Below are 13,042 nucleotides of genomic sequence, written 5' to 3' on the forward strand. Positions count from 1 at the left end.
GATGAACGCGGCCAAAGGGCGTTTCATCAGCTTTGAAGGCATCGACGGGTCCGGCAAATCCACGCAGGCCAAGCGTCTTGCTGCTGCCTTGGAAGCTCAGGGCTTAGAGGTTGTTCTCACCCGCGAGCCAGGTGGCTCAGCGGGTGCTGAAGAAATTCGCGCACTTGTGTTGCAGGGTGATCCGGATCGCTGGTCCGCAGAGACAGAAATCCTGCTTTTCACGGCTGCGCGTCGTGATCATATGGAGCGCACGATCCTCCCTGCCCTTGCAGCAGGCAAAGTCGTTATCTGTGATCGCTTCGCAGATAGCACGCGCATGTACCAAGGACTAAGCCGAGGTGATCTGCGCGCATTGGTTGATCAACTGCATGATCTGATGATCGGACGCGAACCTGATCTCACACTGCTTTTCGATATGGATCCCGACATTTCACACACACGCGCGGTCGAGCGCGATAGCATCGACAGTCGTTTTGAAGATTTTGGCGCGGACTTGCAACGCGCGATGCGCATTGGCTTTATTGATCTTGCCGCTTCTGCACCTGAGCGGTTTCGCATCATTGATGCTGCACGTGATATAGATAGCATTGCGGCCGACACATTGGCGACGATCAAGGCGCATTTGGGATGAACGTTGAGAACTTGCCAGAAGCTGACCGCGTTCCGGGCGCCCCGCATCCACGCGATACGCCTGAACTGATCGGGCAAAGCGCGGCAGAGCAGAGCTTTCTCGATGCTTACAACACAGGTCGTCTGCACCATGGCTGGCTGATGATTGGGCCGCGTGGCACGGGCAAAGCAACCCTCGCCTACCGCATTGCACGCTTTCTGTTGAGCCAACCGATAGACGATGGCGGTATGTTTGGAGCACCTGAGAAACCAACGACACTCGACACAGACCCCAACCACCCTGTTGCACGTCGCATCGCGGCGGGTGCCGATCCATCCTTGTTTGTCCTGCGCCGCGGCGGTGCCGGTTCAACCGAAAATGATCAGAAAAAGAACCTAGAGGCTGGTAAATTCGCCAAAGATATCCGCGTCGATGATGTGCGTAAACTCAATGGGTTTTTCAACTTTTCCTCTGCCGAAGGGGGGCGCCGCGTCGTTATCGTCGATGCGGCTGATGAGATGAACGTGCAAGCGGCGAATGCGTTGCTCAAACGTCTTGAAGAACCACCAGAAAATGCGACGCTCTTGCTTGTCACACACCAACCCTCTCGCCTATTGCCTACAATCCGTTCGCGCTGTCGCGAACTAAGGCTCTCGCCTCTAAACCACGATGAAATGGCGCGCGCGCTGCACCAAGCGTTGCCCGACACCGATCTCGATCAAGGCGCGCTTGCCGCGCTCACCTCAGGTTCAGTGGGCGAAGCGATCCGCATGACCAACCTCTCCGGCCCTGCGATATATGCCGAACTTGTTGGGCTGTTCGCCACGATGCCGCGCATGGACCGCGCCCGCGCTCTTCGCCTTGCTGACGCTGCTGCGCAACGCGGTGCAGAGGATAAACTCGATATGCTTGTGGACCTTATCGCGCTCTTACTCGCTCGGCTTGCACGTGCAGGAACCCTGGGTGTGACGCCCACGCCAGAAGCCACCAAAGACGAAGCAGAAATGATCGCACGCCTGTCGCCCAACCCGCATCAGGCGCGTCGCTGGGCACAAGTTGCGCAAGAGGTCGACGCAAAGCTACGTCACGGGCGCGCGGTGAACCTTGACCCTGCCGCGCTCATCCTAGATACCCTGAGACATATTTCGCAGGCGGCGACCTGAGCCGTTCTGACAAGGACGCATCATGAGCACACCGCCACGTATCACTGACAGCCATTGCCACTTGGACTTCCCCGATTTCGAGGGTGAGCTTCCTGATAATCTCGCGCGTGCCGCTGACGCGGGTGTGCACCGGATGGTCACCATCTGCACACGTTTGCGTCTTGAGCCGTCCGTGCGCGCATTGGCCGAAGCACACCCTCAAGTTTTCTACGCCGCTGGCACCCATCCGATGAGCGCGGCAGAAGAACCGCTTGCGACGTTGGACGAGCTCATAGCCCTTACCGCGCACCCCAAAATGGTCGGAATTGGTGAAACGGGCTTGGATTATCACTACACTGCCGAGAGTATGGACATCCAAAAGCAATCTTTGCGCGTTCACATCGAAGCCGCGCAGCGCACAAGTTTGCCGCTGATTATTCATGCGCGCGCCGCTGACAAAGATATGGCTGACATCTTGAGCGCGGAGCACCGCAATGCACCCTACTCCTGCGTCATGCATTGCTACTGCTCTGGGCCTGAACTCGCCAAATCCTGCCTCGATCTGGGTTTCTATCTGTCCATGTCTGGCATTGCGACCTTCCCCAAATCCCAAGAAGTGCGCGACATCTTTGCAGCAGCCCCTGTTGAGCGGATTCTGGTGGAAACCGACAGCCCCTACCTTGCCCCCGTGCCCCGACGTGGAAAGCGCAATGAACCCGCATACACTGCGTTCACGGCCAAGGTTGGCGCCGAGATATTCGGCATGGAAATCGATGCATTCGCCGCACAGACAGAGCTGAATTTCGAGCGTTTGTTCAGCAAAGTTGTCTCCTACAAGGCGGCGGCGTAATGGCTGAGTTACGCTTTACGATCCTTGGTTGCGGCTCTTCTGGTGGTGTGCCGCGCCTTGGCGGACATTGGGGCGATTGCGATCCCACCAATCCCAAAAACGCACGTCGCCGTTGTTCGATGCTGATCGAGCGCATTGGCGAAGAGGGCACGACGCGCGTGCTTATCGATACCTCGCCGGATCTGCGCAATCAGCTCTTGGATGCTGAAATTGGCGCGCTGGATGCCGTGACCTACACCCACTCGCATGCCGATCACGTGCATGGCATCGATGATCTGCGCATGATCGTCTTCAACATGCGCGCGCGCTTGCCTGTTTGGGCGGACGGCGCGACGCAAAACGATCTGCTTTCGCGCTTTGGCTATGCCTTCGTGCAACCCCATGGCTCGCCCTACCCGCCAATCTTGGATCTGTTTACGATTGATGGTGATTTCACAGTAGACGGCGCGGGCGGTCCGATAACGTTGCGACCTTTCGAGATCGAACACGGATCAATTGATGCACTCGGATTTCGCGTTGGCCCACTTGCTTACTTGCCGGATGTCTCAGAGATGAGCGATGAAGCATGGACGGCCATTAAGGGCGCGGATTGCTGGATTTTGGACGCATTGCGCCGCGCCCCTCACCCGAGCCATTCTCATCTGGAAAATTCCCTCGCGTGGATAGAGCAGTCAGGTGTTCCCCGTGCGATACTGACGAACATGCACATCGATTTGGATTATGAAACGGTTCTGAACGAGACCGCCGATCATATCGCTCCCGCCTTTGACGGCATGCGCATTAGCTACGAAGTGTAGAGGTCCATGCAAGCGTTGATCGATGTCATTCTGCCAGTCTTTATGGTGGTTGGCTTTGGCTACGTTTTGGCCTGGCGCGAATTTCTAAGCGACATTGCCATCGACAGCATCATGAAGTTTGCCCAACAGGTCGCAGTGCCATGTTTGCTGTTCAGCGCCCTATCCCAGATCGATCTCAGTACTGGTTTTGATCCAGCACTTTTGCTCAGCTTTTACACAGGTGCCGCGATCAGCTTTGCGCTTGGATTGTTTGGGGCACATCATATTTTCGGGCGTTCTTGGGAAGACAGTGTCGTCATCGGGTTTTGTGCTTTGTTTTCCAATTCGGTCTTGCTTGGGCTTGCGATCACCGAACGCGCCTATGGCGCTGACGCTTTGGCAGGGAACTATGCGATCATCGCGCTGCATTCGCCATTTTGCTATGGTCTTGGCATCACCGTGATGGAATTGGTGCGCGCGAAAGAGGCAGGCACCAGTATGGCGCGTCTGCCCGGTACAGTCCTAAAAGCGATGTTTAGTAACGTGTTGATCATCGCGATTGTGTTAGGGTTCTTGGTGAACATTTCAGGGTTTGCGATCCCAAAACCGATCCAAGGAGGCTTGGATATGATGGTGCGGACCGCCCTACCCACAGCGCTATTTGCATTGGGTGGTATACTTTATCGCTATCGCCCCGCAGGAGACATGAAGGTGATTTTATTCGCTTGTTCTTTGTCGCTTCTGGTTCATCCCGCGATCACATTTACACTCGGATATGTCACCTCGGTGTCTGAAGCGGGCATGCGTTCCACCGTGATTACATCCGCAATGGCACCGGGTGTGAACGCGTACATTTTTGCCAGCATGTATCAGCGCGCGCTGCGCGTTGCAGCGTCCACTGTTTTGATTGCCACAGCATTCACAGTCGTGAGCGCGTGGTTCTGGCTTACGGTTCTGCCTTGAAGGAATGTGCCTAAGGCACATGCTTGTTTTAGCATGGCTAAAAGCCATGCGGTTTGCCTCCGGCGGGGATATTTTTAAAGACGGGAAGCCACAAGAGTTCCGTGAGCCAGCGTGACAGCGGCTTGGGTCGGGTCAATGACGGGAACGGCGAGGTGTTTTTCGAGCGGCGCGCGGTGGCGTGCCATACCAGCGCAGCCGAGGATAAGGCACCCCGCACCATCCCCGATAAGATCAGCCCCCACAGTTTTGAGCCGATTGAACGTGTTTGCGCCGCGTGCCGTTTCATCAACGCTCATGTTGAGGGCCCGTTCACCAGCAAGACGCTCGAGCACTCCCATGCGGCGCATGTATTTGCGATGACGCAGGATTGAGGGCTCGCCAATGGCAATGACACCGAACATATCCGCGCGACACAAAGCGGTTGCAAGGCCTGCTTCTTGAATGCCGAAGACAGGAACAGAACTGACTGATCTAGCGGCGTCAAGGCCTGGATCAGAGTAGCACGCGATCACGAAAGCGCTCGCCTCAGGCGTTGCTCTCATAAGGTCGAGCATCGGCAGGATCACCGCATCGCTATCGCGTTGGCTCTCGATGCCAAAGGGGCCTTCGGTCAGGGTGAGGCAGGTGACATTTGGAAAACCTGTAAGGGTGTCGCGCAGACCTTCGGTGACGGCTTCGTTGGAGTTGGGATTGATGACGGTGATGCTCATCGTGCAATGTCCAACTCTGGCAGATGTGTGCCTTTGCGACCTGTTGCATCGAACTTTGCGCGAGGCAAGAACTGGCCGTGACCTGCTTTAGCGTATAGCTGGCCTCGATCGACAACGCGTGTACCGCGCGAGAGCGTGGTGATGGGTAAACCCGTAACTTTCCACCCTTCAAAAGGCGAATAGCCTGCGTTGTCGTGTTGGTTATTGGTAGAGATCACGCCCTTTGCAGCAGGATCCCAAATCGCGATGTCTGCGTCTGCGCCGATGGCGAGCGTGCCTTTTTGCGGCAACAAACCATAAAGGCGCGCAGCATTTGTGGAGCTGAGCGCGACGAAATCAGGCATTGTGAGACGACCTTTTCCAACGCCTTCGCTAAACAGCAACGGCAGGCGCGCGCCTATGCCGGGCATGCCATTGGCGATAACAGTGAAGGGCGCATCAGGGCCGTTTGCGAGCTTGCCAGTTTCATCCATTCGGTAGGGAGAATGATCAGAGCTAACCACGTCGAATGTGCCGGCTTGGATATGTTGCCAGAGCACGTCTTGCGTAGCCTTATCACGCAGGGGCGGCGAACACATGAAGGCCGCGCCATCCATGCCGGGTTTGTCCATGTCCTCATGCGTGAGGAACAGATATTGCGGACAAGTTTCGCCGTAAATCTTGGCACCTGCATCGCGCGCGTTTTGCACCAACGCGGCCCCCTCGGGTGTGCTGACATGTACGATAAGCAAAGGTGCATCAACCAGCTTGGCCATGCAGATGGCGCGGTGGATCGCTTCTTCCTCGGCCAAAGCAGGATGACTGAGAGCATGATATTTGGGGGCCGTTAGGCCACGCGCCAGCAGTCGATCCGTCATCCATTTGATCATGCCAGCGTTTTCCGCGTGCACCATCGTCAATGCGCCGTGCTCTTTGGCTACGCTCAAAACGTCCAAGAATTGTGCGTCATTCACCAGCATCTTGTCATAGGTCATGAACAGCTTGAAACTGGTGATGCCGCGTTTGAACGCTGCAGGAAGCTCTTGAGTGAGTACCTTTTCTGTCGGATCAGAAACGATCAGATGGTAGGAATAATCCAGAACCGAAGCCCCCTGCGCACGGCTGTCATAAAGATCGAGCGTTTCGGTGACCCCCATGCCACGATGCTGCGCAGCGAAGGGAATGATGCAGGTGTTGCCGCCATAGGCTGCTGAAATGGAGCCGGACGTATAATCATCCGCGGTCATGCCACCCGTGGCGGAGTTCTGCGCGATATGGGCGTGGGCTTCGATACCGCCGGGCATGACGAGGTTGCCGCGCGCGTCGATGACGTCTTCGCCGTTCAAACCTTCGCCAAGTGCTGCGATGCGACCGTCCTTGATACCAATATCGGCCTCGAACATCTCGGAGGCGGTGACGCATGTGCCGCCTTTGACAACCAGATCAAAACTCATGAAAATGCGGCCAGCTTGGCCTCTAGACGCGTTGTGAGGCGGGTCAATTCCGCTTTGTCCAAGTCGCTGAGAGCTGGACCCGGTGCACGCACTTTAGGACTGCTCAGAACACCTCGACGATGGAGCACTTCCTTGCGAATTGCGAGGCCAAGACCGAGTTGTTGCTCATAGCGCACCATTGGCAGATAGGCGTCGAACAGATCCTCTGCGCCATCCACATCGCCCGCCAAATGCCGCGCGACCACTTGCACCATCATTTCTGGATAAGCAAAACCAGTCATCGCACCATCAGCACCGCGTTGCATTTCTTGCGGCAAGAACAGGGCGGAATTGCCCGTCAGGATCGACAAACGCCCAGCGCGCTGCCCCGTTGCTTCGCGAATGCGAGATAGTTTGGTAAGGCCGGGCCAGTCTTCATGCTTGAGCATGACGATTTGCGCGTGCGCCGCAAAGATGTCGAGCAGCGTTTCAACAGAGAAGTTGACACCCGTCGTCTGTGGGTAATCCTGCAAACAGATCGGCACATCAGGGCCAAGAGCGTTGCAAACCTGCGCGAAATAGCCCTTTTGCTTCATATCTGTGTTTAGGCTCGGCATCGGAGCGACCATGACGCCAGAGGCACCCGCGCCCATCACTTCACCCGTTAACCGCACCATATTGTCGAGACCGGGGCCAGATACGCCAACGACCACCGGCACTCGGCCAGCGACCCGCTGCAGGATATGACGCGCAAAGGTAAGGGATTCGTCGGAGGTCAGTTTGGGGGCTTCGCCCATGATCCCGAGGATGGTCATACCGGACACACCCATCTCGAGATAGAAATCGACCATGCGATCAGCGCTGTCTAGATCAAGTGCACCGCTGTCCGTAAACGGCGTTGCGGCGATAATGAAAACGCCATTGCTTTTGCGGTGGATCATGCGGCCTCTCCCAAGTGGCAAGTGTTGTTGCCACGATGAAAGAGAGGCGCGCATAGCGCAAGGGCTTAGCAGCGCTAGCTGATGAACAAATCTTCGTCTTCTTCGCGCATCGCGATCTCAAACGCTTCTTCGTCAGAGCGTGCAGAGACCTCATCGCTGAACAAAGCTGCGACTGGATCACTTGGCTGATCACCAATCGGAAGGACTTCACCATCTGTATCAGGACCAGACCACGTGACATTCAACGACTGAATGCCCTCAGTATCCATGTAGCGCACATCGATCGTGTGCTGTCCGGCAAGCAAGAAGATGGAGTTGCTTTGAGTTAACCCTTCATCGGCCTCATCGGTGAAGACGACAGGCAAACCACTGATCGCAACCATCGCCTGATCATCAGCGCTTAGACCAATCTCGTATAGACCAGAGGTCTCTACAGAGATTTGTGTCAGGAATTGAACGCTGCCTTCGGTTGGGCCACCCTCCAAGAGTTCGTCATCTTGCGATGCCAGCGTCACGCCATTGGTGATCTGGGAAACACCAGCGTGATCGGCGAAGTCCACTTCGAACAAAGAGTTTGCTGTGGTTTCGATCGCAGTTGCGGCAAAGGCCGTTTGCGCTGTCACCTGTGGTGTTTCTTCAGGTGTCTCCTTAGGCGTTTCTTCTTCGACAGGCTCTTCTGGACGCTCTTCCTCAACAGGTTCTTGTGGACGCTCTTCCTCGATTGGCTCTTCGGGAAGCTCCGGTTCAATGGGAACTGGCGTTTCCTCACCCATATCTTCGGTCGGAACCATGCCTACCAAGGGCTCAATTGCGTCACCTGTGGAGGGGCCAGACCAGTTCAGGCTCAACGATTGCTCGCCATCAATCTCGATGTATTGAACTTCGATCTCATGCTGCCCCACGGGGAAGTCAATCCAGCGTGACAAAAGACTGCCTGAATCTTCGTTTGTGGTGTCCAAAATGACTTCACCATCCAACAGCACACGCGCATAGTCATCCGCCAGCAGCTGCACTTCGTGAAAGCCTGCCCCGGTGACATCAAGTACAGAGACGTATTTCGAAGCGAAATTATCCTCGCCAGTTTCTGGCGCAAACGCACCCGATACTTCGAGATATTGCAATGCATCAACCGTGCTTGTCGCATCTGGCTCAGCGTCAAAATTCACATCCGAGAGCGATGCAACATCGTCAGCGAGCTTGAAGTACGAAACGGCAAACCCTGCTGTATCAGATCCTTCGACTACTGGCGGCTCGGGCGTCGGCTCAGGCTCTGGCGTTGGCGTTGGCGTTGGCGTTGGCTCGGGCTCGGCTTCAGCAACTTGAACGTCAACAATTCCTTCGACCGTTCCGCCTTCACCATCGGTTACGACATAAGTGAAACTGTCAGCCCCAGAAAAATCCTCGTCGGGCGTATACACGACGCGACCGTCCACAATTTCTGTGGTGCCGCCAATTGCGCCATTAACGGACTGTAGCGTGAGCGTGTCGCCATCCGCATCCGTGTCATTGAAAAGGACATCGATAACCGCGACTTCACCTTGCTCCAGCTCTGCAAGATCGTTTTCGACGCTGGGGTCGGTATTTGGCACGATGACAGGTGGCGTTTCGCCACCAGTGTTCTCGTCACCCAAAAGCTCGCCGATGCGCGTGTTTATCGCATCATAATTGTCCGCCACCAGCGGATTGATTACGTCAGGCACGTCAAAGCCTGCGGGAGGTGCCTCGCCAAAGACTTCACGGTACGTGATCATGCTCGCAAGGAAGTAAACCGTCTCTGTCCCATGCGGTGCGCTATCGACGTAAAGATCGTCAAGAGATAGGCCCTGCAAAGGTCCATCCAAAAACAGCTCTGCCATAACGGACGCAACGGGGATCAATTGCACATCCGCTTCTGGAACAGCCGCGTTCAGCGCTGCGGTGTAATCCACGTACCAATCGTGGTATTCACCGGTGTTATATTCATGGAACTGTTAAAGCTGGCTGTCCGTGACAGGGAACCCATAAAGAGACCCCAAATCGCCCCAGCCCTCATAGACAAAGAACTGAGCATTAGGTTGATCGGCAATCGTTTCGCGGACCACATCGATGGAAGCATCTAGCGGTGAGCGAGTGTCACCCGGATAAGGCTCGTCAGGTGCAAGCCCTTGGATGAAGTTGCCAGGTGTCAACAGTACGGAATCAAACGACACATCGTCAAAACCTGCAACATCGGAATCCCAAAGACCCGTGACACCTTGAAAGCCCCACTCATTGCTTGGCTCTTCGCGGTCTGCAAACTGGCGCAGGAATCCGTATCCGCCGTTGGCAGCATAAGTGTTGCCTGCAGCGTCGGAAAATTGGTTCATCCAATAAGGAACATTACTTTGCGCAGATCCGCCCGCGAAATTCACGAGGCTATTGCCATAAATAAACTGGTTAACTTCAACGGGCATTCAGTGTGTCCCCCACAGACAAAACGCATAAGAGCAGACGGTTAAGATCAATCGCTCGTTAATATCCTCGAAGTTTAAATGTGGCGAGAGGACATAATTTCAACACAATCTTCGGCGGTATCCTGCCAAAGCAGCGTTAATTTTGTACCTACTTTCTAGGCATTAGCACCAAAACCTCTGATTTCAGTTCCTTATAGGTATCGAGATACCACTGCCCTCTGTTCGGAAACTTATTGTTTCCTCAACCCTGGCGCGAGAACTGCGCTCACAATAAGAAGAATCGCTGAAATTGTGTAAAAGGACGTGGCCAGGCCAAAGGCTTCGGATAATCCACCCATAAGCGGTGGACCGACGAAAAAGCCCATATATCCAATCACGGAAATACGCGTGATCACCAAAGCACGCTGCTGATTGCTGACGCGCTTGCCAACCGCTGAGTATGCCATCGGGGCCATCACCGAAACACCAATCCCAAGAATGCCAAAGCCGATGTAGGCTGTCGTCAGGTTTGAGGCACCCGCCGCGATGTACAATCCCGACGCGGCAATGACAGCGGCAATTTGCAAGACAACTGTCTCGCGCACATGCGCCGCAATGAACTGGCCAGACAACCGCCCAACGCCCATGGTCAAGCCAAGGATCGCAGGTCCTAACGCGCCCTGCGCAGCGCTGCCGCCTAAACCGCGCTCAAGGTGCAGGGCTGACCATGCCTCTGTCGCTTGTTCGGACATGAAGGCCACCAAGATGATCGCACCACCAAAAAAGATAAGCGCCGTACGTACTTTGAGCGGTTCTTGCGCTTCCCCCTCGCCAAAGCCGACAGGTTTGTGGAACATCACAGGGATTAGCATGAACACCAGCACGCTCATAATCACAAAGACAAAGAACGGCTGAAACCCGGCTTCTCGGAATAACCCTGTAAAAAGAGCAGCGCCTGCATAAGCAAATGAAAACAAAGCGTGATTGAGGTTCATCAACGAGCGGTTGGTGTCCGCCTCGATCCCGCTAAGACGTGTGTTCATGATCACATCGAGCGAGCCTGAACTCGCTGAGGCAAGCACCATCGCCAAGGTAAAGAACGCCACGCTGCTTGCGAGCCCAGGCAACAAAAACGCCAAAGCCATCGCCAAAGCAGCACCTTGCATCGCGCGGTTTCCGAGCTTGGCATCTACCCTAGGAGCCAACCACATCGCAGCGACTGCGCCCAATGACGCAAAGAACATAGCAAGGCCAAACTGCCCGTCACTTGCGTCAATCGCCGCCTTTATGTCAGGTACAAGCCCTGCAAATGTGCCCCAAAACAGGCCCTCAGACACAAACCCCGCAGCAGCAGGCTTTGAATGGCGCAGGTCAGTGATAAGGGTGTTCAAGTAGCTCATGTTTTTCTCCTGACGCGCAGCGCCCTGCTTTGCAAGAAAAATAGGCTTCCCCTACCCACGATTCCCGTCTATACGCGCGTCTTCACGCGAGGTGACAGCCTTGGAGGCACTTCGCTCTTACATTTGGAGAATATATAATGGCTGGAGAAATTCCTGATTTCCACGCTGAGGTCCGTACGGGGACAGGCAAGGGCGCCGCTCGTCAAGCACGTCGCGCAGGCATGGTGCCTGGTATCGTATTCGGTGGTGACACTGATCCGCTGCCGATCAACGTTCCTTTCAACGTTTTGCTGAAAGCCGTGAAAGCAGGTCGCTTTAAGTCCACATTGCTCAACCTCAAGGTTGAAGGCCACGATGACGTCCGCGTCATCTGCCGCGATGTGCAGCGTCACGTTGTCAAAGACTTGCCAACGCACATCGACTTTATGCGCTTGCGCCGGACGACGAAGATCAACCTCTTCATTCCGGTTGAGTTCATCAACGAAGACAAAGCACCGGGCATCAAGCGCGGCGGCGTTCTGAACGCTGTGCGTCCAGAGGTCGAGCTGATTGTAACAGCGGGCGATATCCCTGAGAAGCTGACTGTCGACATGACAGGTCTGGACGTTGGTGACACCATCAACATCTCTGACATCACGCTTCCAGCGGGTTCCAAGCCTACGATTGATCGTGACTTCGTTGTTGCGAACCTGTCTGCACCATCCGGCCTTAAGTCTTCCGACAACGAAGATGAAGGCGAAACAGAAGCAGCAGAAGTGCCAGTAGTTGGCGCAGACGAAGAGTAATCTTCGCAGCCATTGCTAATTGAATTGAACGGGGCCTTTCGCGGGCCCCGTTTTTTATTGTATGCCACGCATCAAGAGTAGTTTGGACGAGGACATATCATATGCAAATTTTTGTCGGCCTCGGAAATCCAGGTGCGAAATACGCGCGTAACCGCCATAACATCGGCTTTATGGTTGTCGACGAAATTGCTACCGATCACGGCTTCACTCCTTGGAAATCGCAGTTTCAAGGTCAGGTGTCTTCGGGCAATCTTGGCTCTGAGAAAGTACTGCTTTTAAAGCCAACCACGTTCATGAATCTCTCGGGTCAAGCTGTCGGCGAAGCCATGCGGTTTTACAAACTAACGCCCGCAGATGTGACCGTGTTTCACGACGAATTAGACCTCGCCCCGTCCAAAGTGCGCGTGAAGATGAGTGGCGGGCATGCGGGCCACAACGGCTTGCGCTCGATCCATCAGCACATCGGCGAACACTACCGCCGCGTGCGTCTCGGGATCGGTCACCCCGGTCACAAAGATCGCGTTTCGGGTTATGTGCTAAGTGATTTCGCCAAGGCAGAAGCGGAATGGCTCGACGATGTCACCCGCGGATGTTCGGATGGTGCGAAAGAATTGGCGTCTGGTGAAGGTCCACGGTTCTTGAATGCGGTGTCTCTGCGCACTGCACCTGCGCGGTCTTCCAAGACGGTGAAGGCTGCTGCGGAAAAGAAAACGGCGGTCGTCGCTAAGCCCGTCGAGGATACGCGCAGCGCTATGCAAAAATTGGCGGATCGGTTTCGGAGTTAAAGAACATGTCATCAATGACAGTAAAGAAAGCCATATGGCTTGGCATTCTCACCCCCATTCTTGGATGGTGCGCTTGGGTTGCATGGGTTGTATTTAACATCGATCCAAACCCACAGCTCTACCCACCAATCGCCCACGCGGACGGTAGCAAAGAATATCGACTGATCCATCGTGAATTCGATCCCAGTGATCCACTTATACCGCTGCTACCCCAAAACCCGAATTTTTTCATGGGTTATGACGCGGAAATTGTCTGA

Annotated in this window: 14 protein-coding genes; 8 read left to right on the plus strand and 6 right to left on the minus strand. The window is 55.0% G+C overall.

The window, feature by feature from the left end:
- Position 1: 1 nt before the first annotated feature.
- Genes tmk through PFRI_RS14635 form a run of 5 tightly spaced genes read left to right on the plus strand, consistent with a single transcriptional unit; the run spans position 2 to position 4,341 of the window.
- Positions 2-631: a dTMP kinase gene (gene tmk, locus PFRI_RS14615; protein ID WP_072631445.1), complete on the plus strand. Its 630-nt coding sequence runs from the start codon at positions 2-4 to the stop codon at positions 629-631.
- Positions 628-1,773, plus strand: a complete 1,146-nt coding sequence (locus PFRI_RS14620) for a DNA polymerase III subunit delta' (protein ID WP_072631446.1) — start codon at positions 628-630, stop codon at positions 1,771-1,773. Before tmk ends, PFRI_RS14620 begins: the two co-directional genes overlap by 4 nt.
- 22 nt (positions 1,774-1,795) lie before the next feature.
- Positions 1,796-2,602, plus strand: a complete 807-nt coding sequence (locus PFRI_RS14625; protein ID WP_072631447.1) for a TatD family hydrolase — start codon at positions 1,796-1,798, stop codon at positions 2,600-2,602.
- Positions 2,602-3,399: an MBL fold metallo-hydrolase gene (locus PFRI_RS14630; protein WP_072631448.1), complete on the plus strand. Its 798-nt coding sequence runs from the start codon at positions 2,602-2,604 to the stop codon at positions 3,397-3,399. Before PFRI_RS14625 ends, PFRI_RS14630 begins: the two co-directional genes overlap by 1 nt.
- A 6-nt stretch (positions 3,400-3,405) precedes the next feature.
- Positions 3,406-4,341 carry an AEC family transporter gene (locus tag PFRI_RS14635; RefSeq protein WP_072631449.1) on the plus strand — a complete coding sequence of 312 codons (936 nt, stop codon included), beginning with the start codon at positions 3,406-3,408 and terminating at the stop codon, positions 4,339-4,341.
- A 74-nt stretch (positions 4,342-4,415) separates the two neighbouring features.
- Here the strand turns inward: PFRI_RS14635 and PFRI_RS14640 are convergent, their stop codons facing one another.
- The 6 genes from PFRI_RS14640 to PFRI_RS14665 all read right to left on the minus strand — a co-directional run bounded on the left by PFRI_RS14640 (position 4,416) and on the right by PFRI_RS14665 (position 11,215).
- Positions 4,416-5,051: an aspartate/glutamate racemase family protein gene (locus PFRI_RS14640; RefSeq protein ID WP_072631450.1), complete on the minus strand. Its 636-nt coding sequence runs from the start codon at positions 5,049-5,051 to the stop codon at positions 4,416-4,418.
- Positions 5,048-6,484, minus strand: a complete 1,437-nt coding sequence (gene hydA / locus PFRI_RS14645; protein ID WP_072631451.1) for a dihydropyrimidinase — start codon at positions 6,482-6,484, stop codon at positions 5,048-5,050. Before hydA ends, PFRI_RS14640 begins: the two co-directional genes overlap by 4 nt.
- On the minus strand, positions 6,481-7,404 hold the full coding sequence (locus tag PFRI_RS14650) for a dihydrodipicolinate synthase family protein (protein ID WP_072631452.1): 924 nt from the start codon (positions 7,402-7,404) through the stop codon (positions 6,481-6,483). Before PFRI_RS14650 ends, hydA begins: the two co-directional genes overlap by 4 nt.
- 74 nt (positions 7,405-7,478) lie before the next feature.
- The gene (locus PFRI_RS14655) at positions 7,479-9,332 is read right to left on the minus strand and encodes an Ig-like domain-containing protein (protein ID WP_072631453.1); all 1,854 of its coding nucleotides are present in this window, start codon (positions 9,330-9,332) and stop codon (positions 7,479-7,481) included.
- 42 nt (positions 9,333-9,374) lie between these two features.
- The gene (locus PFRI_RS14660) at positions 9,375-9,836 is read right to left on the minus strand and encodes a hypothetical protein (protein ID WP_072631454.1); all 462 of its coding nucleotides are present in this window, start codon (positions 9,834-9,836) and stop codon (positions 9,375-9,377) included.
- Positions 9,837-10,066: 230 nt separating this feature from the next.
- Positions 10,067-11,215, minus strand: coding sequence for an MFS transporter (locus PFRI_RS14665; protein ID WP_072631455.1), 1,149 nt, complete (start codon positions 11,213-11,215; stop codon positions 10,067-10,069).
- A 137-nt stretch (positions 11,216-11,352) separates the two neighbouring features.
- Between PFRI_RS14665 and PFRI_RS14670 the strand changes: the two genes are divergently transcribed.
- From PFRI_RS14670 to PFRI_RS14680, 3 genes are all read left to right on the plus strand, one after another.
- Positions 11,353-12,000 (plus strand): 50S ribosomal protein L25/general stress protein Ctc, encoded by a 648-nt coding sequence (locus PFRI_RS14670; RefSeq protein ID WP_072631456.1) that lies wholly within the window; start codon positions 11,353-11,355, stop codon positions 11,998-12,000.
- 101 nt (positions 12,001-12,101) lie between these two features.
- On the plus strand, positions 12,102-12,785 hold the full coding sequence (gene pth / locus PFRI_RS14675; protein ID WP_072631457.1) for an aminoacyl-tRNA hydrolase: 684 nt from the start codon (positions 12,102-12,104) through the stop codon (positions 12,783-12,785).
- 5 nt (positions 12,786-12,790) lie between these two features.
- Positions 12,791-13,042: a hypothetical protein gene (locus tag PFRI_RS14680; RefSeq protein WP_139292126.1), complete on the plus strand. Its 252-nt coding sequence runs from the start codon at positions 12,791-12,793 to the stop codon at positions 13,040-13,042.

The sequence above is a fragment of the Planktotalea frisia genome, assembly GCF_001890925.1.
Lineage (GTDB): Bacteria > Pseudomonadota > Alphaproteobacteria > Rhodobacterales > Rhodobacteraceae > Planktotalea > Planktotalea frisia.